General features: G+C 42.6%; 16 protein-coding genes and 1 pseudogene. 8 read left to right on the forward strand and 9 right to left on the reverse strand.

Translation table 11 applies throughout. From position 1 onward, the window contains the following. Positions 1–68 precede the first annotated feature (68 nt). The 6 genes from ACFVQB_RS06815 to ACFVQB_RS06840 all read left to right on the forward strand — a co-directional run bounded on the left by ACFVQB_RS06815 (position 69) and on the right by ACFVQB_RS06840 (position 7,970). Positions 69–1,127, forward strand: coding sequence for a glycoside hydrolase family 88 protein (locus ACFVQB_RS06815; protein ID WP_379436377.1), 1,059 nt, complete (start codon positions 69–71; stop codon positions 1,125–1,127). A 276-nt stretch (positions 1,128–1,403) separates the two neighbouring features. After that, on the forward strand, positions 1,404–3,704 hold the full coding sequence (locus tag ACFVQB_RS06820) for a helix-turn-helix domain-containing protein (RefSeq protein ID WP_379435941.1): 2,301 nt from the start codon (positions 1,404–1,406) through the stop codon (positions 3,702–3,704). 19 nt (positions 3,705–3,723) lie between these two features. Beyond that, on the forward strand, positions 3,724–5,373 hold the full coding sequence (locus tag ACFVQB_RS06825) for an extracellular solute-binding protein (RefSeq protein WP_379435944.1): 1,650 nt from the start codon (positions 3,724–3,726) through the stop codon (positions 5,371–5,373). Positions 5,374–5,568: 195 nt separating this feature from the next. Further along, positions 5,569–6,903, forward strand: a complete 1,335-nt coding sequence (locus ACFVQB_RS06830; RefSeq protein WP_379435960.1) for a glycosyl hydrolase family 28-related protein — start codon at positions 5,569–5,571, stop codon at positions 6,901–6,903. 6 nt (positions 6,904–6,909) lie between these two features. Beyond that, positions 6,910–7,785 (forward strand): hypothetical protein, encoded by an 876-nt coding sequence (locus tag ACFVQB_RS06835; protein WP_379435962.1) that lies wholly within the window; start codon positions 6,910–6,912, stop codon positions 7,783–7,785. 29 nt (positions 7,786–7,814) lie between these two features. Further along, a complete protein-coding gene (locus ACFVQB_RS06840) occupies positions 7,815–7,970 on the forward strand; it encodes a hypothetical protein (RefSeq protein ID WP_379435965.1) in 156 nt (51 codons plus the stop codon). Between the two features lie 340 nt (positions 7,971–8,310). Here the strand turns inward: ACFVQB_RS06840 and ACFVQB_RS06845 are convergent, their stop codons facing one another. From ACFVQB_RS06845 to ACFVQB_RS06855, 3 genes are all read right to left on the reverse strand, one after another. Next, positions 8,311–8,685 carry a DUF2750 domain-containing protein gene (locus tag ACFVQB_RS06845; protein ID WP_379435968.1) on the reverse strand — a complete coding sequence of 125 codons (375 nt, stop codon included), beginning with the start codon at positions 8,683–8,685 and terminating at the stop codon, positions 8,311–8,313. 19 nt (positions 8,686–8,704) lie between these two features. Continuing rightward, positions 8,705–13,609: a polymorphic toxin type 8 domain-containing protein gene (locus ACFVQB_RS06850; protein WP_379435971.1), complete on the reverse strand. Its 4,905-nt coding sequence runs from the start codon at positions 13,607–13,609 to the stop codon at positions 8,705–8,707. 310 nt (positions 13,610–13,919) lie between these two features. Beyond that, complete coding sequence (locus ACFVQB_RS06855; protein WP_379435974.1) at positions 13,920–14,480, reverse strand: D-alanyl-D-alanine carboxypeptidase family protein; 561 nt, start codon at positions 14,478–14,480, stop codon at positions 13,920–13,922. Positions 14,481–14,518: 38 nt separating this feature from the next. Here ACFVQB_RS06855 and ACFVQB_RS06860 point away from each other — a divergent pair, with 38 nt between their 5' ends. Beyond that, positions 14,519–14,809 (forward strand): transposase, encoded by a 291-nt coding sequence (locus ACFVQB_RS06860; protein ID WP_379435977.1) that lies wholly within the window; start codon positions 14,519–14,521, stop codon positions 14,807–14,809. 74 nt (positions 14,810–14,883) lie between these two features. Here the strand turns inward: ACFVQB_RS06860 and ACFVQB_RS06865 are convergent, their stop codons facing one another. From ACFVQB_RS06865 to ACFVQB_RS06880, 4 genes are all read right to left on the reverse strand, one after another. Then, on the reverse strand, positions 14,884–15,096 hold the full coding sequence (locus ACFVQB_RS06865; protein ID WP_379435980.1) for a hypothetical protein: 213 nt from the start codon (positions 15,094–15,096) through the stop codon (positions 14,884–14,886). Positions 15,097–15,168: 72 nt separating this feature from the next. Further along, the gene (locus tag ACFVQB_RS06870; RefSeq protein ID WP_379435984.1) at positions 15,169–16,893 is read right to left on the reverse strand and encodes a M28 family peptidase; all 1,725 of its coding nucleotides are present in this window, start codon (positions 16,891–16,893) and stop codon (positions 15,169–15,171) included. 109 nt (positions 16,894–17,002) lie between these two features. Continuing rightward, positions 17,003–18,175: a sensor histidine kinase gene (locus ACFVQB_RS06875; protein WP_379435987.1), complete on the reverse strand. Its 1,173-nt coding sequence runs from the start codon at positions 18,173–18,175 to the stop codon at positions 17,003–17,005. Next, positions 18,165–18,854 (reverse strand): response regulator transcription factor, encoded by a 690-nt coding sequence (locus ACFVQB_RS06880; RefSeq protein WP_379435990.1) that lies wholly within the window; start codon positions 18,852–18,854, stop codon positions 18,165–18,167. The genes ACFVQB_RS06875 and ACFVQB_RS06880 overlap by 11 nt, the downstream gene beginning before the upstream one ends. A gap of 266 nt (positions 18,855–19,120) precedes the next feature. Here ACFVQB_RS06880 and ACFVQB_RS34535 point away from each other — a divergent pair. Then, positions 19,121–19,240 (forward strand): annotated as a pseudogene (locus ACFVQB_RS34535) (MFS transporter); the annotation flags it as partial. A 123-nt stretch (positions 19,241–19,363) separates the two neighbouring features. Here the strand turns inward: ACFVQB_RS34535 and ACFVQB_RS06885 are convergent. Next, entirely contained in the window at positions 19,364–20,224 is an 861-nt protein-coding gene (locus ACFVQB_RS06885; protein ID WP_379435992.1) for a hypothetical protein, read from the reverse strand. A gap of 599 nt (positions 20,225–20,823) precedes the next feature. Beyond that, positions 20,824–21,456, reverse strand: coding sequence for a copper amine oxidase N-terminal domain-containing protein (locus tag ACFVQB_RS06890; RefSeq protein WP_379435994.1), 633 nt, complete (start codon positions 21,454–21,456; stop codon positions 20,824–20,826). Positions 21,457–21,702: the final 246 nt, after the last annotated feature.

The following is a 21,702-nucleotide window of genomic DNA, read 5'->3' on the forward strand; positions in this document are numbered from 1 at the left end:
GTTACATGAGCGTATTAAATGAAGTGAACAAGGACGTGTGGGATCAGATTAAAAGTAAAGCCGATCAGATGCTTGCAGCCATAGGTGATAAGTCTCCGCATGTTGCTGGAGCAAATGGCATCTATGACGACATGAGAATCGATTGGTGGACCTCGGGATTCTGGCCGGGCATGTTATGGATTGTGTACGATATGACGGGTGATGAGAAATATAAAGAAGCTGCATGGAATTGGGATGAGCGACTATCGGAACGTTTTCTAGAAAACAACTACTTTGATCACGACGTGGGCTTTCATTTCCTGCCTACGGCCGTCATCAAATACAAACTCACCGGAGATGCCGATGCCGCCAGGCGTGCCTTATTTGCCGCCAACTTCCTGGCTGGCCGCTTCAATACCAAAGGCAGCTTCATCCGGGCTTGGAATGGAGACATGCTGGGCTGGTCGATCATCGACACCATGATGAACCTGTCCTTGCTCTACTGGGCGTCTGAGGAGAGTGGAGATCCACGTTTCAGCCATATCGCCAAATCTCATGCGGATATGGTCATGAAGCAATTTGTGCGGGAAGATGGTTCTGTACATCATATCATTCGATTTGATCCGGAAACAGGTGAACGTGCAGAAGCGATAGGGGGACAGGGAGCGGCGCCGGATTCGGCATGGAGTCGGGGAGCTGCTTGGGCTTTATATGGATTAACGAATACGTATCGTTATACAGAGGACCCGGCATATCTGGATGCTGCACAACGTGTGGCGAACTTCTTCATTTCCAGCCTACCTGAGGATAGCGTTCCGCATTGGGATTTCCGTGCTGAGCCGGAAGAAGGGGAGGAGATTCCACGAGACAGCTCCGCTGGTGCTATTGCTGCTTCCGGATTGCTTGAACTTGCAGATGTACTTCCTGATCCAGAGGGCAGACTTTATGCTACCGTTGCTAAACGTATCCTGAGTTCCCTGCGGGATCATTATGGAACCTGGAATCTTCCTGAACACGAAGGTATGCTTCTGGAGGGAACCGGTCATAAACCGGCAGGTCAGAATGTAAACGTCTCACTCATTTACGGTGACTATTTCTACGTCGAAGCGAGTGCCAAATTAAACGGTTGGAAGCATCGCATTTTCTAAGAAATTTCTAAGAATATTAAAAAAACATTCTCAACTTGATACCGAATGCCCGATAGACGAAATTAGTCTATTCGGGCTATTTGTGCTTGATTTGACGGGGGAAATCAATGCTTGCTACCCTTTTTGTCAATCGATTTGAACTTTTTATCTATATCCCAATTGTACTCTTACCGTTATAATAAATTCCTGATCCAAACATAGATAATCTACGAAGAGTTGGGTGATGAGTTGTTGCTAAACATTCGATATTTGTGGCAAAAACGAGAAAGCATAATTGTGACCTGGCTTGTCTCTTACAGTGCTGTTTTGATTGTGCCAATTCTGATCAGTTTGGTTATTTACATGCAAGCCAATGAGACATTGAAGAGTGAAATACATCGGGCCAACGATTCTTTATTAAAACAGATGCGATATACGATCGATACACAAGTTGATCTGATGAAGCGGTTAAACATGGAGATGACGTGGAGCCCGAATCTGCAAACGCTGATGTATTCCAATCAGCCAGCCAAAGAAGCGCCGTATACGGCTTATCAACTGGTAAAGGAATTCCGTCTCTATAAAACATCATACGCATCCATCGATGAATTCTACGTCGTGTGGAAAAAAGACCAATCCATTCTCCGTTCAGGTAATATTCGGGATATGCGGACGGCATTTCATACCCTACATAACACAGGTGCCATGTCTTTCGAAGCGTGGCGGGATCAGATTCTGGGTGCAGAGACGAATCAATTCGTCATACTGCCACATCAGAATGCAGCTCCGGCGGATTCTTCCATTGCGTACATTACACGTCTGCCTGATGATTTGAATGGTCAGGAGACCGGTACGGTTGTCGTCATGGCGGATACGCGAAGATTCCAGGAAGCGATTGAGAGCATTTCGGGTTTTAGTGATGCCACGCTGCTGATTCTGAACCAGAATAACGAGATTCTGATGAGCAATCGTCCCGGATCGGAGGAATTGAAGCCATTCATGAATGGTAATCAGGTTCAGTTGGATAACGCAAAAGTAGGCAAGTCAGAGATGTTTTACATGGACTCCGCGGTATCCGATCTGAAATACGCATTGATTATTCCCAGCAGCTTGTATTGGGAAAAAGCAGTATATGTCCGCAATTTTACGTATATCAGTATCGTGGTGAGTCTCATTAGTGCGGGTGTACTGACCTGGTTCTTCATGCGCCGGAACTACTCCCCAATCCAACAGCTCGTGGAATCATTAAAAGACAAAAATAGTCAGAACGAACCCGCTGATCGGAACGAACTTCGGTATATACAGAAGGTTATTATGAACACACGATCAGAAAAGAACGAGATTGCCCAGCAGTTGCAGAAACATCAGCAGGTGCTGCGCTCCAATATGATTAATCGGCTTCTGAAGGGCAAACAGGATACGCTCGTGCCCTATGAAGATGCATTCCGTTCCTTTCATATGCCGCTATATTCAAGTGAATTTGCTGTTATCCTATTTGTAATCGAAAATGAAGAGAATCTCTATGGAAAGCTGCCGGGTATTGATATCAACGAACGAAACAAGTTAATCCAGCTCATTATTTCCAATGTGGTTGAAGAACTGGCTTCAGAGCGTCAGCACGTCGGATATGTAGCAGAAGTTGATGATATGATGGTCTGCCTTGTAAATATGAAAGCGGATTCTTCGGATTGGAACCAGGATCTTCATCACATTGCGGCAGAAGCGCAGCGCTTCCTGGAACGCTATGATATGGAATTGACGATCTCCATCAGTGGACGCCATACGTCGTGGATTGGCATTGCCGAAGCATACCAGGAAGCAATAGACGCGATGGAATACAAAATGGTGCTTGGCAAGAAAGGCATCATTACCTATGGCGATGTCCGCAGCGATGCATTGGCGGATGACCCATTTGGCTACTACTATCCGCTTCAGGTGGAACAGCAGCTTCTTAATTTCATCAAAGCGGGAGATACCGACCAAGCCAGCGCTTATATGAACGAGATTACAGAGCGAAATTTTGATAAACCGATTATGTCGCTTACACTCGCACGTTGCCTGATTTTTAACCTGGTAGGTACAATGATCAAGGCCATTAATGATCTGGGGGATAGGGATAACCATACGCTAACCCAATACCCGCATCGGATTGAGGACATTATTGCCGGGGATACCATCCAGGAGATGCAGGAGGCTTTGCAGAACTTGCTTGAGGAGGTATGTTCCTATGCCGCTGACAAGCGCGCAACGAATGTATCACAAGAACGTGAGGATTCCCTGCGTCATCTCAGTACTCAAGTCACACAATATATTGAGAGTAATTATACGGACGTGAATTTGAACGTCAACGCAATTGGTGAACATTTTGAGCTGAAGGGCAGTTACTTGTCCAAACTCTTCAAGAATCAGACCGGTGAGGGTCTGCTGGACTGCATTCATAAATGCCGTATCCGACAGGCTAAAGAAATGATGGAGCATAAACAGGAATCCATTACAGAAATATCCCGATTGGTCGGGTATAACGATGCAGCAACTTTCATCCGGGTATTCAAGAAATATGAAGGCATTACACCTGGTAAATATAAAGAAATCAGTTGATTTGAAAGGAGACCGGAACATGAACGTAAAGACGAAGTTGGCATTCATAGCAAAGGTAACGGGATTCATCCTGCTGCTTGGCATGCTGACTGCTTGCGATCAGAACGGGACAGATTCGGATGCCAAACTGGATGAACGCTCCGGCTCATCAGAGTACCAGACCGTCTCAATCGCTGCACCCAATGACGATGGGAAATTAACCTACTGGGCAGAATTGAATGGCAATGCAGCGAGCATTAAGTCCAGCTTCAATGAAGTTCCTTTTTTTCAGGAGTGGCAGCGAAGAACCGGAGTCAACCTCCAGTTCATCCGGCCTCCCGCCAATCAGGCCAAAGAAGCGATTAATGTGCTGCTTACGTCCGGAGAGCTGCCGGATATGATTGAATACGAGTGGAGTAATTATCCCGGTGGGCCGGAGAAAGCGATCAAAGACGGATATATTCTGCGATTAAACGATGTTATTGATCAATACGCACCTCATCTGAAGCAGTACCTGACCGAGCATCCAGACATTGATATGCAGATTCGCACAGCGAACGGAAGTTATTACGCTTTTCCCTTTATTCAGGGAGATGATAAGTTGCGAACCTATCAAGGGCCGATTATCCGAAAGGACTGGCTGGATGAGCTTGGACTTGATGTGCCAACCACGATTGACGAATGGCATACGATGCTTCAGGCCTTTAAGGACAAAAAGGGAGCTGACGCCCCGCTTACTTTTCTTGGTGTTCCAAATCCGTTGTTCGGTATCGAAGGCGGCGGTTTTATTGGCGCTTTTGGCATTAAAAAGGGGTTCTACGTGGAAGATGGCCATATTAAGTTTGGGGCACAAGAAGCTGAGTATAAGGCGTTTCTATCCTTATTTCGTGAATGGTATGCGGAAGGACTCATTGACAAGAATCTGGCTGCCGTCGATTCAGAGACTCAGGATACCAATATGCTAACAGGACGCAGCGGCGCGAGTATCTGGAATGCAGGAGCGGGGATCGGTACCTGGCTACCCATCTTACAGGAGACGGATCCCCATGCGAAACTTGTACCAGCGCCATATCCTGTTATGAACAACGGAGATCGTCCGAAATTCGGTCAACTTGCTCCCGCTATCGGTTCCAGTGGAGTCGCCATATCCAGCAACAGTCATCATGTAGAAGAAGCAGCACGGATGCTGGACTACGGGTATGGGCCCGAGGGACATTTGCTGTTCAACTTTGGCATCGAAGGTGTTAGTTTTGAGATGAAGGACGGGTATCCGACGTATACGGAAATGATTTTGAAAAACCCTGACAAGTGGTCGCCAGCACAAGCACTAGCGATGTACACCAGAGCAAGTTATTTCGGTCCATTTGTACAGGATACGCGATATATGGAACAATATTATATTTTACCGGAACAAAAAGAGGCGGTGCAGTTATGGTCCAGTACGGATGCCGTACTCCATCAGATGCCGACCCTGCCCAAAACCGAGAAAGAAAGTACAGAAATGTCAGTTATCATGCAGGAAGTGAACAAAGTCGTGGACGAGATGTCGCTTAAAATCATTTTTGGCATTGAGCCGGTAGATGCTTTCGATACGTATGTCGAGCAAATTAAGTCATTGCAGATTGATCGTGCGATTGAGATTCAGCAGCAGGCGTTAGAGCGGTATAATCGCGCATTGTCCTCTAAATAAATCCTTATATTGAATAAAATAGGGGTTGAAGTGTCGTTTTTGTTAATGTAATTTCGTTCCCTCGTGCTCTACAATCGGTTATGACATGCTGAGATGGCATGCACATGACTCTTGCTAGAGCAGGATCGGAGGTGACTACAGGGTTTATTGAAACCGCTCATATACTCTGGAATCCAAAAGGAGGAGAACGAAAGTATGCGGAGAAAGTGGCCTTTTTTATTGTTGGCATTTACGTTGACTGTTGGATTGTCTGTACCTGGAACCCATGAGGTGCGAGCGTCAGAGGGTGACTCACAGCCTTCTATTGATCGTGCGGGTGAGCATCTGTCTTTGGGTACGGATGGCAGAAGCAGACTTTATCCAAACGATTGGTATCCAGGATTTAAAGATGAACAGGGAAGGTTTCTGCATGACTTTTCGTATGCCGGTTATCAGCGCGGGGAAACAGAACTACCAAAAACGCCTAAAAACAAACGTATCGACGTTACAAAAGCACCGTACTTTGCCGATCCTTCAGGGAGCCGTGATGCAACGCAGGCTATTCAAAAGGCAATTGATGCTGCTGTTGCGCTAGGTGGGGGTGTCGTGTATCTTCCCAAGGGTACATATCAGGTTAACCCTCAGGACGGCAAGGATTATTCGCTAAACATTCCTGCAAGTCGTGTGGTCCTGAAAGGTGACGGGATGAACAAGACTCATATCTATAATGCACAGCAAAATATGAAAAACAAGGATATTATCCGGATCGGTAACGGAGATTGGAAGAAAACCGGAATTTCTACGAAACTTCGCAAATCCGTTACCGATCCAACCGTCCTGCTGCCTGTTGAGGATACAAGCGGGTTTGCTGTGAATAGTTATGTGGTCATTTCATTCGAAACGACGCCAGGTTTCTTGCGTGAACTGGGCATGCAAAACAAGTGGTCGTCACGTCTCGGTAAAGTAGAACCGTTATTCTATCGCCAAATCGTGGGCGTAGATCCGGAGAACAAAACGCTCACGCTAGACATTCCGACGCGTTATCCAATGAAGCTGCGAGATGATATTACGATTAGTCAGACCGCAGATCCGATTGTCGAAGTAGGTTTGGAAGATTTCTCAATCGCAAACATTCAAAATGCGAAGTCGGGGCTTGGTGAGGATGACTTCAAAGTCGTTGGGACTGCTGGGTATGAAGCCGATAATGCTAAAGCAGTCAATGTGATTGCAATCGCCAACAGCTGGATTCGAAATATTAACACCTATAAGCCAGCTGGCAATACAGATTATCATCTGTTGTCCAAGGGTATTATTCTGGACCGTACGAAGAACGTCACTGTGGATCATGTAACCATGCAGTACCCGCAGTATCGTGGAGCGAACGGAAATGGTTATTTATATCAATTTATTGGCAATGATAATCTCATTAAGAATAGTAAGGCAATAGGAGCTAGACATAGCTTCACATATGCCAACTTCTCTGCGAACGGGAATGTGCTGCAAGGTTCGTATTCTGAGAAGCCTTCATTATTGACTGATTTTCATATGTAATTGAGCATGGCGAACCTGATCGATAACCTGGTCGTTAACGGGGACGGGATCTCTGCCATTACACGGGATTATGGATCATCCGAAACGAATCGTCATGGGGTGGTGACCACTGAAAGTGTGTTCTGGAATACGACCGGTCAGGCGGTACACCCTAGTAAATCCGGCATTATTGTAGAATCAGAACAATTCGGGAATGGATATGTCATTGGAACAAAAGGAAAGGACACCAGCGTGAACGTCAACATTGTGGGTTCCATTCCGGATGCGAATACGCAGCCATTTGATATGGCGGAAGGCATTGGGGAAGGAGATCGCTTATCCCCGCAAAGTTTATATCAGGATCAGAGCAAGAAGCGCATCAAAGATATTCATCTGGGGCTTCAATCCCTATTGGTGAATGGTGAAGCTATAGCGGGTATGCAGTTCTTAAGAACGGATTACGTTCACACTTTGTCTTATGGTACAACCGAAACGCCGATCATCTCTGCAAAACCTTTTGAGAAGGATGCGAAGGTTAAAATTAAGCAACCGCAAGGAACAAGTGGAACTGGAGAGGTCACTGTATCGTATCGGGGTCATACCCAGAACGTGCAAGTGAAGTTTAAGGTAGCTGATACACCGATACTTCCAGAGAATATCTCCATAAGTCCCAATAAAGCAGTACCCGGCTGGAGAGTCGCAGGTAATGCGATCAGCGCAGGCGGAAGTGGAGAATTAACCTCGTTTCTAACATTAGATAATGGTGAGATCCTAAACATTACAGAATTGAATGTTCCTGTCACGTATACGTCAAGTGATGAGACGATTGGATATACGGAGGGAACTACATTCCATGCGGAAAAAAGCGGGAATTGTGGACGTCATGGTGAGCTGCGTCTTTAACGGAGTAACAGTCGAGGCACGGGAGAAATTTGAAGTCAATAGTCAAAAAACAGGCTGCCTATGAAACATTTGAATTTGAACCGGTTCAGGCTAAATTCATTGGTTATGTCGGACAAGGGAACGCATCCAATACCTGGAACAGCATTATTGAATTTTTGGGTGCACGGGAATTAAAAATGACTTAGGATAAAATCAAAAGAATTCAATATCAAATATAATATGTGCTCAGTCTAAAGAGCTCGAATGAGTGCATATTATATTTGGATAGCATATTTATCCATACGAAATTAAAAGTATCTCGGGGGTTATAAAAAGAAAAAGCCACATTTATCCATGGGATGGATCAGCAATGTGCAATGTTCGCTGACCAAAATTATAACAACTGTTTCACAAAACTCGTATTTTGTACATATGTATATTTCTGAGGACAAGAACATTGTTACATATTCTTTCTCGACAGCAAACTTATGCTTCTGAGATAAACGACCGTCCCCGGTATTATGGGGACGGTCGTTTCAAATCTTGTTAGTATTTTTCAAGTTCTGTCTTTAAATCCTCAATTAGTATATCGACATCTAATACAGCAGAATCAGCATTATTAAAGAATATTGAAGGTTTAATACCCTCTTGTTTTAAATTGGGTAAAAACTCATCTATAAGCTCGTACAAATCCATACTTTTACTTGAATAAATTTCCCAATCATCAGTTGCACAGTATTCCGCGAATTCTTTCTTAGGCCAAAATGGAAGTAATTTATTACCTTTATTATCTTCGGTAACTGACCACCCATTCTCATAAAGGCCCCACACTTCTTCTGAATCTACTACTTTTTTGATGAAGTATTCATAACGAATATTTGCAGGGAGATTGATGACAGATTCAAATTCTTTTTGATTCATATTTCCTCCTAATAATGTTTTATCTTATTTTCCCATTATTATCGTATCTATGTTGTGTCTTATGGTTTTTTGTAATATTTAAAACACTGTGTTCGTAACCGTAACCCTTCCTTGCCTCGTAACCACGTTTGTGCTGCATTTGGTAACCCTGAGGGACTCTTACGTTTTTACGTTTCTTTCTTTTAATTTCGTTTAGATCACGTTTGATTTCTCCTCGCAATGAAGTTGAAACCTTAACATCATTTGCTATTTCTTTGAGTCTAGCTTGTTTTCCTGACCTCCCTGTCTTCTTTGCTACTGCAGATGATGTTCCCTTTTTGATTGCCTTTACTGTAGCTTTTTTCGCAGCCTTCTTGACTCCTGTTTTGACTACTTCCTTAACGGCAACTTTAACAACAAAAATAATGAGATATATTATATACGGATTGTTTCCATTATCATCTACATATGCAACTGGATTATTTAGTCCGTAGCTATATCCATTTCGATTCAGCGGGTTATCTAGATCCAAATCTTGTTCCGAGTCCAACGAGGTAAAGAAACCAAGTTGCGGATTGTAGTTTCTTGACAGAAGGTAATACAATCCGGTCTCTGCATTGTATCTATAACTAGCATAACGGTATGGGTTTTCATCCGCAAGCGAGCCACTTTGATTTACAATATTCCCCCATGCGTCATATTCATACCGAGCTACTTCATTGCCGTCTACGTTTGTTAAGCTAACGACATCTCCGTGGCCATTTAAATGATAGTAAAATGTTTGACCATCTTTGGTCAAGGCTACCGGACTTCCACTATCGTCCCACGTGTACTCTCGAAGTGTTTTGTTATTTCCGTCCGTTTCATAAATGACTTCATCGCCTTCATAGAAGAAATTCGTTGTTCCGGACTGACCAATCGACTGAATACGTCTTCCCTGTTCATCATAACTGTATTGCTGTATTCTCTGCCCAGATTGGTTTTTCACTTCAATTAATTGATCTAACGCATCATAAATATACGTTTGTTTGCCGTCATTTAACAGATTACCATTGTTATCATACTGATATTCTTGTCCGTTTACAGATGTCAGTTGATTGGCACTATTATGCGAATACGTTGTGGTTTGCTCTTGACCACTGCTAACGACCACCTTCTGCGTACGATTACCTACCTCGTCATAACTGTAACGAATAGTTGTTCCATCCGGTAGTGTTTCTTGTGTCAATTGGTCGAGTGTGTCGTACACATAGGCTGTACTACCAGCATCCGTTTGAATTGTTTTTACATTCCCATTGCTATCATACGTATAGTTGTACTCACGCAGTGCACTACCTGCGCTAGAGTAATCACCGTAAGTAAGCAACTGATCCCCTTGATCGTAAGTAGCTTTAGTTATAATTCCGTTGGCTCGATCGGCTTGTTGCATGGCGCCCGTATCATTGTATTGATATGAAATGAGGCTTTGATTATCTTTTGCAATACTTTTGACTTGATCTAACCCAGTGTATTCATAATTCACTTTAGACGAAACTGTACCAGTTGTATATGCGAGTTCCTGAAGGCCACTATTCGCATTATACGTGTACGTTTTCGTATGTCCTCGATCTACCTCTGTGGCAGGCAACCCATCAGGTTTGTACGTAAAGGAACGCATACCATTGTTTACTTGGAGAAGTAATCCATTGGAATCATATTGATAAGCCCACTTTTGTTGCCCATCTATGGTTATCGTTTTAAGTTGATCCAAAGCAGTGAAGCTACTAGAGATCATATGGCCATTAGGAGTTTTCGTCTGAATCAGGTTGCCATTAGAATCAAATGTATTCTCGGTAGCATTCCCCGTGGCATCCGTCTTTTTCGTTAACTGATTTTGCCCATTGTATTCATACTGAACTGTAATCTGTTTTGGGTTGGTGGTTTGCGTCAAGTTTCCGGCTGTATCATACGTATAAGTTGTCTTTTGACGATTAGCATCAATCACAGCTTTCAGACGATTCAACTGATCATATTGATACTCTGTGAGATTATTGTTTCCATCGGTATCTGCAATGATATTACCTACCGCATCTGTCGTCACGGTTGTTGTGTTACCTACTGCATCTTTTACCGATTTGATATCATTGCCTTTATCGTCGTAGCTGTACGTTTCAATGGACTGATCTGGATACGTCGTCTTTTTTAAATTACCATAGATATCATATTCATAACGGGTAACCTTTTGTTTGGCATCCACGATGGTTTCCAAATCACCTTCGGCAGTATACGTATAATTGGTGATATTTTGTTTAGGGTCAATTTCTTGAACCACGTGATTCAAATCATTGTATTTATACGTAGTGACATTTCCAACTTCATCCGTTTGAGTCAGAACATTTCCTTTACTATCATACGTCTGCTGAGCAGTTGTTCCATCTGGATTGGTTACCTTCGTTACATTATAATTGGCATCCAAAACATTCTGGGTAACCTCTCCTGTGGCATCTTGGATTTTCTCAGCCACGAAGTTAGAGTTAAGCGTATAGAACGTCTTACCGCCATTGGGATTGGTCACTTCTGCTGTACGAGCAACAATATCATACTTGTACTGTGTTGCCGGCCGGTCACTTGCATCCGTAACCGAAACGGTTGAAGGTTCCTGAACCTTGACCAAAAACTCCTGATCATAGGTGTAGGTCGTTAACCGATTATTAGGGTCAAATATGGTTTTAATGTAATTCCCACCATAACTAAATTGTGTCCGGCTGTAGGAACCATCCTCACTGTACTGGTCTACAGTAACTAGCTTGCCGTTTTGATAGGTATAGTCCATCTTACGCCCCTCAAGCGTGGCATAATCCACTAAACCATCTGTACTATATACAAATGTAAGGGTGCGTCCTGAAGGATCCTTAATGCTCGTTAATGCTCCATTTCCGTTCCGGGTATACGTGATGCGATTCCCATGCAGATCTTGCTCATAACTGAGTGCTGACTGGGTGATACTTACTTGATCATCATTTGAAATTGTATCAAAATGCATCAAGTAGCCATGAGGATCTGTCAGCTCAAAACCAGTCGTTGCTCCAGCATTATTTTTTATCTTTTTCAGCGTCAGATATTCACCAGCTGAAGAGGTATACGTATTTGACGATGCGTTATACTGAAATTCATAGGAGGATCCTGTGTGGTCTGTAAACAATACGGACCCTGTTTTATATGCTTCTACGATTGTTTCTCCGCCCGTGTAGGACCAGCCATAGCCAAAGGGCGAAGATTCACTTGATTTAGAGTTATACGTTCGTATAAAGTCAACGGAGGTATCTCCTCTACCGGTTAAGGAATAATCATTAAACTGAATGATATTGTTACCCGTGCCCAAATTGGTGTAACTTGTTCCATTCGCTATCGGATGACTATCATACGTCCAGTAATCTTTAAGACCGAGTCGGCTAGCAGAAGTGTAAGTCACACTTAAAAGCGGCGTGTAATCGGGATTTGAAGTATCATCACCGGATATGAATTTTTTATAGCTATTTGTTGTTTCCGAATTGCTTTTTAACATGAATCCTTTGTTTGATGTAGGATCATTAATCCACTTCTCTAGCATATTGGCAGGCAAGGACCACTTATAGTTTGCTGAAAGTGATGTTAAAGGACCAACAGAAGTTGTAGCCACTTGCGAAGCATTGAAGTCTCCTCCCAGTTTACTCCACAAGTTTGTAGCATCTGCATACATCCAAGATGCTGAGTATTCCGTCCATGCTTTATTGACACTATTTAGTGTGATGTCCACATTGGTATTATTCGAAACGGACGCTAACCAGAGGTTCAAGTCAGCTGTTAGAACCTTTGCTCCTTGTGGAATCGTCGATGTATCAAATTGAATGAGTGAACGAATGATATTAGAGCTGGTAGCGTCTTTATATAGACCTACTCCTAGTGTCGTGTCTGTTGCTCCAGTTTGTTTCGGAAAAGCACTACGTATATTGGTATCCGCTAAGCGGTATGTCGGTTGAAATTTGACAATGGTCGGGTCTATGGTGACAGGGTATACACGTGATGCGTCGTTAAGCCACGCCAGACTGGGGATTACATCAATGTATAACTGTCCCTTTTTTTCTTTCAATTCATAGTGAATATCGTAAGAAAGAGCTTCTTCAGGGTAAGCATTAACCCCCTCTACTTGCTGATAACCTTCAGGTATAAAGGAATCATACATCAACGGTTTGTCTATGATATATTCAGTATCGCCGGTAGATGGGTTAACCAAGGAAACCGAGCCATCCTGTTCCTGGCGATAATCCAGATTACCTAGAGTTAAGGCAAAGGAGTAAATCACTGACTTTTTGCCGGTCGGCTTTTTAGTGAGTTTAAGCTCTTCTTTGAGTCTGTCGTTTCCGAGGGTATAGATTAAATCAGTATCGGGATAAAGACCCTTATATTTCATTACATTATCCGTAACAATCCCTGCAGGTTTGGTGCTAGATAGGCTTTGCGTGGTTTTTACCGGATTTGTTTCCGATATGGGGTTTAAGCCAATGCTGAATTTATCCTCTTTGATCTCAACCAAATCGTCAGTAGTAGAGTGTTTTTTGTTCATTTCTACTTTGAATTCATGATCATTATTATAAGCCGTTTGACTCGTCGTGTTTAAACGATTATCAATAGGCTTCCACTCGTGATTAGAGGAATCCTGATAGTGAACTGGCGTTTCAGAAATTTGAGTCGTATATGTCCCATTCTCATTTAAGAATGTCTTCGATTTCTCACTTCGAAGCGAAGCGATCTCTTTGGGGGTGTTAGACATCAATGAGTTGTCAGAAATGTTGCTTTCTTGGAGCGTTGATTTTTCGGAGAGAGGGCTCCCCCAAGCGATGGTGTTATTAAGCGATGATGTAGAAATCAAGGAACCAGCAATCATTAAGCTGAGAACCTTGTTCCAAAACTTGTGTTTCTTTTGCATGTTGTATCCCTTGTCTATTTTTTGACAGCAAGAAGAGTTATACCATATATTTGGAATATTTACTAAATGAAAAATTTGCTAAATGTTATCCGTTCCCAAAATACTTATTGAATTTTAGGCTATACTTACTCAATATTTATTAGATATACACCTAATCGGTAAACGGACTATGTTCTTACGGTAATCGGTACAAGTTCTTGATCATGAAACTATTTAGGTAACTACCTAATCCAAAATGACACAATGTTCTTGTCCTTTTCGGCAAAGGAACCAAGTTCTTGTCCTCAGCTTGGGACTAGAACTTGGTTCCTTAAAACAAAAAAGCCGCTAAAATAGCGACTTCAATGGGATCATGGTCTTGATTGGATAGTTGTGAAATCCCTATACTCGGGAAATCTTGAATAATGTTTCTACATAGGATAGCTGCATCCAATGCTGACATCATAGTTTCTATGTCTTCTGCAGGACGATATTCTTCAGGCATATCCTCACGATTAAGCCCTGTAGTGTTAATATAATAAATATCCTTCGTCCCCATGCGTTGAGCTTCATCATTCATCAATTTTAAGAAATCGAGTTCCGACCCAGATATATATTCAGCCAACGCTACAGTAGCGTCATTGGCAGACCCTATCTCCATAGCAGTGTACAACTCTTTGACTGTATGTTTTTCCCCTTTTGTTAGGTAAACACGAGATCCAATACTCTTTGCAGCATTGTCTCCTACTTCAACAATATCTTCCCAACTAATCCTCCCTTGATTTACTTGCTTACCAACAATATATTCCGTCATCGTCTTAGTCATACTTGCAGGCGGCATAGCCTCACCTGCATTAACGTTATGAAGCACTTTCCCTGTAGAAGCTTCCATCAAGACAGATCAGGCGCAAAAGCGGGCAAAGCAAGCAAATGATCGGACGTTCCCGAGGTGGATTAAGCACGAAAATTCATGCAATAGTTGACGCATTAGGAAATCCACTGCGTTTCGACTTGACCGGAGGCGAAGCGCATGACTCTGTCCAAAGTTTCAACATCCTTAAAAGCACGAAACTGACCCGAAAGCAAGTTCTAGCCGACCGAGCATATGATACGAATGCCATTCGGGCCATTTTGAAGGAACAACAGGCCATACCGGTAATTCCCGGAAAGAAAAATCGCCGAATGACCCCAAAATTATTGTCGTTTGGCGACTCGTTATGATAAATTAGCGTGTACCTTCAAGTCTTTTTTGACCTTGGCATCCATATGAAATTTAATTTCATGTTGGATAATTTCTACTTTATTAAATGAAATAACAACTTTTTCTCCTCAGAAAGATAAAATGAATGATTATCTTTACCATAGCAAGCGGTATGATCTCTCATAAAATCATTTAATTCATCAAAATCAACGTGAATCTCAACCATGACATTTTCTGCTGGGATATTTCCATGATTATAAACTTCTAGATAAACACTAGATTTATCGTCTTGAAAAGATTCCTCCACACCACTTCCCCAATCCTCAAAGAACGATTGATGGAGTTCAACTTCAAATGTTTTAAACGAAATATTGACAGCCTATACTCTGGAATAGTTTCGTCCCGAGGAGGGATCTTTCGATACTGTCGCTAACAAAGCGGAAGCGATCGAAATCGGAATGACGCTTATCGCAACCACTATCGGGGTGAAAGGCAGCATGAACAGTACATAAATTAACCAACAGACAGGCGCATACAGAAAAACTATTAATGTGCCGACCACGACTGACGAAATCCATCTTCCGATTCGGTACCGATCCAGTAGGACAACAACTAGAATCCCCATGGTGACGAGCGAGAACAAATAGCTGATATCTTGGAACAGAATGGCGCTACCTACAACCAGCAGCAAGAGAAAGGGCAGAAGACCGGCAAGCGCTTCGTGCAGCGAAAGCTTGCTATCCCGAATGACCGCCATAGCAAGAGCGCACACGCCCACAGCGAGAAAGATGCTCAAGAAAACGGTATCATTATTCGTCGACTCGGACAGATGCAGCAATCGTGTTACCCCCGATACGATTACCCAGCTCAATACCGCCGCTCCGGCCATCCATCCGAGCAGCCGGCCCAATTCGGCAATCATTGTGCGGAGTCGTAAGCTGCCCGTTCGAATGTGAAAGATCATATACCATAGGGCGAACCCGGCGGCTGCGGCTGACAGGACATAAGACTCGGCTTTACTCATGATCACTAAATAGCCGGGCAATAAGGAAAAGTAAAGGCTGTCCTGTTTTCTTCCATCTTTAAATGGAACCTGCGCGGCATGATCAGCAATTTCCACGGCGGACTTCAGAAAATGGTATGCCGTACTGCGATCCAAATTTTCAAAGTTGTCCGATTTTCCGTGGTAGCTCTCGACCCCCTCAACTGCCGCGAAATTTAGACCAGAGTAGCCCGCCTTCAAATAACGGGTCAAATCCGTCCCATTGGGCATCCGGCGGTACAACTCGTTTGTAAACGAAAAAGCTAGCGGACGCGAGCTTGCAGATTGAAAGTAGCGCACCGCATCTAGATTGTCGTCAGAAGTCTCGAACATCAGCAGCCCTCCTCGATTGCCGCGCGCTTCGAAGTTAATGACCAAATCGATATTACCGAGAAGCTCAGTGTGCGATCGAACGAATTCCTTCGCTCCTAGCGTCCCTAATTCTTCACCATCCGTGAACAGAAAATAAAGGTCCGATTGCAAATTCAGGTTCATCGCCTGCTTGCGCATAGCTTCCAGAATGGCGGTAACAGAGACCATGTCGTCTGCCGCACCAGGGGTCGTCGGTTTGGTGTCGTAATGAGCCGAAATAAGGATACCACGATCTGTTGCGGGGGCGTCTAGCTTCACCAATATATTTTGCAGAATCAATTTATCATTTTCATCAAAATGGGCCCGTGTGCGAATGCCATTCTTGAAGTTATCCTCATGAGAAAGTCCGTTAGCAAGCGGAGGCAAATTCTGAAAGTCTGGTACGCCACTGCGCTCAAACATGTCAGCCATCACGTCTGTGACCGTATAAGTAACTTTTTCGACCTTCGGTTCCAAGCCCATTGCTCGTATTTGCTCCAACAGATAGGCTCGTACTGACTCCAGTTCTTTCGAGCCGGGTGGATGCTCCTTGACCGTCATCGCCTTTAGGTTTGTCAACATCCGCTCATATGCCGGATAATCAGCATCGGATTCGGATGGCGGCAAAGGCGGACGCAAAAGTTGCCCCGCCAATCCAATCCCCGTCGCAAGTACAATCATCATCAGAGCTATTGAAATGATTTTTCGCATATCTCGTCTCCCCCAATACATGGATATACCATTACTATACGGGAGGAAAGGTTAATTATAGGTTAAGCCTGGCAAGAAACGGCCCGACGCGAGTGCGACAGCCACCGATTCAATGAACGGTGTAGGCGTTAGGCAGTTGAACCTCGAATGTGGTGCCCATACTCACTTCGCTCTGGACTTGTATTGAGCCGCTATGCTTGTCGATGACCGCCTTGGTAATGGAAAGACCCAGACCGTTGCCCCCTAGCTCTCTGGAACGCGACTTGTCCACGCAGTAGAAAGGTTCAAAGATTTTGTCCATTTGATCCTCTGGGATCCCTATACCCGTATCGACGATGGTCATCCGCATTGTATCCGGATGACGTGTGCCAGTGATTTGTATGCTCCCATTCGGCTTATTATACTTAATGGCATTATGAAGAATGTTTGAGAATGCCCGGTGCAACAGATTCCTCTCTCCATAGACTGGTATATCCTCAAGGTGGACTTTGACATCGATATGCTTGCTTTGAATCTCCGCAGCAAGTTCACTTAAGATCGACTGGAACAGCTCCTTAGCTGAGAATGTCACACAAGCGGCCACATTCAAGTCCGCATTCATTTGGAGCAGATCGTGAACCAGGGTGTTAAGTCGCTCCACATTGCACTGCGTATCCTGCAGTGCTTCCTTATATTCTTCAAGTGATGGCGGGCCACCTAGCTTTACCACCTCAATCCTGGCGAGCATAGCGGCGATCGGTGTTTTGAGTTCATGAGCGGCATTGGCTGTAAAGTGTTTATGAGTCATGAAAGATTTTTCTAATTTCCGGGTCATTCGATTAAATGATATAGACAACCTCGCGACCTCGTCCTTGGACGGGGGAACCTGAACCTGCCTGTACAGATTATTTTCGTCGATCTCTTCGATCTCCTTGCTTAAGTCTGTGACAGGCTTCAGCGCTCCTCCTGCTACCCTGTAGGTAAGGACACTTCCGCTAGCGATGATCAAGATTACGCACAGGAAGCCAGTAGAAGCGAAGTTAATCTGCTGCTCAATCAAGACGGGCGGCACGGAGGGTATAGGAGGTGCAGACGGTATTGGAGGCACGGACGGTATAGGCACTAGAAGAGGCCCTCTCTCTATTTCTCCTGAGGTACTGACTCCAGGAACTAGCTGAGGAGCGACATAAACGACGCGAGCTGTATAGATTAAAGCGGCCATGAGAGAGAAGCATGCGATTGAGAGTATCATCGCCATTAATAAAGTTAGTCGCACACGCAGCGGAAGAGAATTAATATGCATCAAGCGGCACCTCCGCTATGTAATATCCAAGCCCTCTCCGGTTCTTGATCACTTCCTGTTCACCCAAAAGCGCCGCCAACTTCTTTTTGAGAGAATTGATATGAACCTTAAGAGAGTTCGAGAATCCGTCGAAGCTGCTGTCCCACAGGTGTTCCATGATTTCTTCTGCACTGACGACTTTATCTTTGTTAAGCATCAGGTGCTCCAGAATGCCATATTCTTTCTTCGTCAATTCCATTAGGTTGCCCTTAACGTACGCGGTCTTTAACGCGGTATCGATCAGCAGTTCGCCATGCGACAATCGCGTATCCGTCTGGGTAAATCTCCGGCGGAGTAGCGCCCGCAGTCTAGCCTCCAGCTCCTTGAAGTGAAAGGGTTTCGCCATATAATCGTTCGCTCCGGTGTCTAGACCAAAAATTTTGTCCTCTACCTCGGAACGTGCCGATAGAATTAAAATCTTGATGTCCTGGTTATTCTTGCGGATTTCCCTTAGGACATCGATTCCATCGATTCTAGGTAGATTCCAGTCCAGCACGAGCGCGTCATATTCGTGGATTTCGACCATTCGCAACGCCTCTTCGCCGTCCGATGCCACATCGACTGCATAGCTGAATTTTCGCAACCCCATGCAAACCGACTTCTGCATCGACAGATCATCTTCGACCACCAATATTTTCAACTTCGTCGCCCCTATCCTATTTGTTTGACTCATGATAGCTCATGATCAGTTAAGTTAAGCTTAAGATTCCATTAAGGACAAGATGTCCAGAATATAATATATAGCTCTATTTTTTCACATGAATGTTTATATACATCCAATTAAACTACTTTTTACATTCCCTGGTTCAAATATACGATTTCTTTGCAGAAATTAACACTATCTATTGAGCTTAACTGCCCGTTAACGTAATGAAGTTGCCGTTCCTTCGCGTGGCAGTTTTCATACTTCCTGAAGCAGGTGTTGGGACTAATATTATAGAAAACTTGGGCTCAAGCTTTGGTTCAGCTGTTATCGCAACCGTTGTCGCTACTACCCTACAAGGATTGCAGCCAACCATTGCAGATAGATTCATATAACTTTGCACTAAAGTGGGGTACAAAAAAATAGGTCAAGATATTTATCTTGACCCTTCCCCTTACGTTCGTCCCTATACAATTCAAACAAGTCTCTTATTTATCAGGTTCACATTATCTTTTAATGTAGAATATAAAAGCAAAAATAAGCGCTACTACTGATATGTTGTTTACCAGTAACGCAGAATACTCTGTATTATTAACGTAATACATTAAGATCAAACCCAAAATTACAAATATAATAATTTTGACAGTTGAATTAGTCAACCAATTTTGTATCTTTTTATAAAATTTAGATAGAACATTGTCCTCATTATCAATCAAAATTACTCCCATATTACTTTTAATAGCAACTCTTAGATCTTCTAATTGAGTTGCATGCATACTTTCAACATCACCAGTAAGTTGCATTGATTCTGCAGAATAATAAGCATTCTTCACCATATTTATAATTTGGACTACCTCATCCTTTTTTCCGTTTTTTATCATTATATTCATATCTTCTATCAGGAACTTTCGTATATCCTTAATCAACTGTATATCAAAATCAAAGCTATTAAAGATAAACACATTTTTCACGTTGCCTTCTAATGTATGTAAGTACCTTATAAGCCCCCTTTTTATCATTCTAATCTTAGATGGGCTCTTACCTTTCTGAATGTACTCGCTCATAAGAATACAATAGAACAATAATTTTTGATTCAGTCCCTTTGAAGAGAAAACATCTCTATCGATCATTAACATGAAGATAATCGCGGCAAAAATGGTTGTTATAGTGGTGACAAATGCAATAGTTGCAAGGGTTTCGCTAATAAAAATCGTAGCTAACATAGTTACCATTGACAGTACACAAATTATTAAAGAAGAAACTGCCACGTAAAAATAACACGCACTTCGTGTAATAAAAGACTCGAGACGCTCTTTGTCCTTATACGTAAAGATTTGTTCAACATATCTTTCTTCGTTTTTTATCATTACCATTAACCTCTCTAAAGTAACAAATTTGGTATGAAACAAGACCATTTCTACGTAAGTATCTGATACAACAGTTGGCTTTAACACACACTCTCTTCTAAATTACATTTAATTTCCTAAGTGAACAAATGTTGCTGGAATACTTCATTTAATTCATATCAATTCGAAAGTCAGCATCCTTTGGTTGTTATGGAGCTAAATAAAGAACTTGGCATTAAATCAGACAATGATATTATCACCCCTTTCTATCCCCTCCTTCAATTGCTCTAACATATCTTATGGTTATAGATTTAATAACTTTCTGATAGAGCATTTTTTACGAAAATGAACAATATATACATATTCACAAACTATAAATACCTTTAACAAAGGCATAAATAACCTCAGTCTTATAATCGCCAAGGTTGTTTAAGTCTTTCTACTCGAATGATGTACATTTTAATAGCAACTGTGGAAGGCGATCATATTTTACTAACACCAGGAGATAAATATCAGTGCTGTTTCAGCAACTTTAATGATCTTAAACACGTATATATTGAAGATAAAATCATACTTCAAAGTGCTGAATAAAAAGAGAGAGCCTCAGCCCTCCATTAGAGTTATATCCCAATATTTAATATGTTTTTACTTAAATTTAATTGCAAGGTTGCTCCTAATCCTTTAATGGATTGTACTGGAATGTACGTAATTCCGTTTATAACTTTTGGAGCCGTACTTAATGAAACAGATTTTCCGTTATAAAATACGGTTTTACTTCCCAGAGTGAGGGTTACCTTAAATTTATCTTTGGTTAATCCTATAGTTGCACTATTAGGATCGTATGTAAAAGTTGCATCCAACGCATCTGCAATGTCTCGTAAAGGAAGCAAATTACTTCCTTGATATTGTACCGGCTTATTTGTGAAATCAATTTTTTTGTCATTAACATAGACTTTTAAAGATGATTCCGTATACTGAGGTTTAGTTTTTTTTGGCTTTGATGGTGAACTGTTTTTTGTAGATGATGATGAAGAACTGCTGGATGAAGAACTACCAGATGATTTGCTACTTGAAGAAGAACTACCACCATTATGATAATGATACTCTCCGTACTCTAGCCCCCATTTGGCACAATTTGTCCAACAAGTATGACCTCCATTTGAATCTGTTCTCCCCGGATGAGCTAACACACTTGTCGCACTTGATACAAGAAACATAGACAATACGGAAGTAACAAGTACCTTTTTATTCATTTAAGCACTCTCCTACTGGTCCTTTTTTCCTATGCATCATATCATACAATATATGATAAAGAAACATATTCCTCCCACTTTAAACTACTTACATGTGGGATTCATACTTGCTGCAAAACACGCTCTGCCTAATCCTGCTAATTATTCACATACTATTTAATTTACTGCTTCTAACTTGAGTTACATGTATTTTTGTTTGCATTAAGCTAAGATGATGAAGGCGCAGAGATACGTTGTCCATTAATT

It is taken from the genome of Paenibacillus sp. NPDC057886, assembly GCF_042796655.1.
Lineage (GTDB): Bacteria > Bacillota > Bacilli > Paenibacillales > Paenibacillaceae > Paenibacillus.

Excerpts from the sequence above, each read along its gene's own strand:
- ACFVQB_RS06815 (WP_379436377.1), top strand. The coding sequence starts at position 69 with ATGCTTGCAGCCATAGGTGATAAGTCTCCGCATGTTGCTGGAGCAAAT.
- ACFVQB_RS06825 (WP_379435944.1), top strand. The coding sequence starts at position 3,724 with ATGAACGTAAAGACGAAGTTGGCATTCATAGCAAAGGTAACGGGATTC.
- ACFVQB_RS06830 (WP_379435960.1), top strand. The coding sequence starts at position 5,569 with ATGCGGAGAAAGTGGCCTTTTTTATTGTTGGCATTTACGTTGACTGTT.
- ACFVQB_RS06835 (WP_379435962.1), top strand. The coding sequence starts at position 6,910 with ATGGCGAACCTGATCGATAACCTGGTCGTTAACGGGGACGGGATCTCT.
- ACFVQB_RS06845 (WP_379435968.1), bottom strand. The coding sequence starts at position 8,685 with ATGAATCAAAAAGAATTTGAATCTGTCATCAATCTCCCTGCAAATATT.
- ACFVQB_RS06850 (WP_379435971.1), bottom strand. The coding sequence starts at position 13,609 with ATGCAAAAGAAACACAAGTTTTGGAACAAGGTTCTCAGCTTAATGATT.
- ACFVQB_RS06855 (WP_379435974.1), bottom strand. The coding sequence starts at position 14,480 with ATGGAAGCTTCTACAGGGAAAGTGCTTCATAACGTTAATGCAGGTGAG.
- ACFVQB_RS06860 (WP_379435977.1), top strand. The coding sequence starts at position 14,519 with ATGATCGGACGTTCCCGAGGTGGATTAAGCACGAAAATTCATGCAATA.
- ACFVQB_RS06870 (WP_379435984.1), bottom strand. The coding sequence starts at position 16,893 with ATGCGAAAAATCATTTCAATAGCTCTGATGATGATTGTACTTGCGACG.
- ACFVQB_RS06875 (WP_379435987.1), bottom strand. The coding sequence starts at position 18,175 with ATGCATATTAATTCTCTTCCGCTGCGTGTGCGACTAACTTTATTAATG.
- ACFVQB_RS06885 (WP_379435992.1), bottom strand. The coding sequence starts at position 20,224 with ATGATAAAAAACGAAGAAAGATATGTTGAACAAATCTTTACGTATAAG.
- ACFVQB_RS06890 (WP_379435994.1), bottom strand. The coding sequence starts at position 21,456 with ATGAATAAAAAGGTACTTGTTACTTCCGTATTGTCTATGTTTCTTGTA.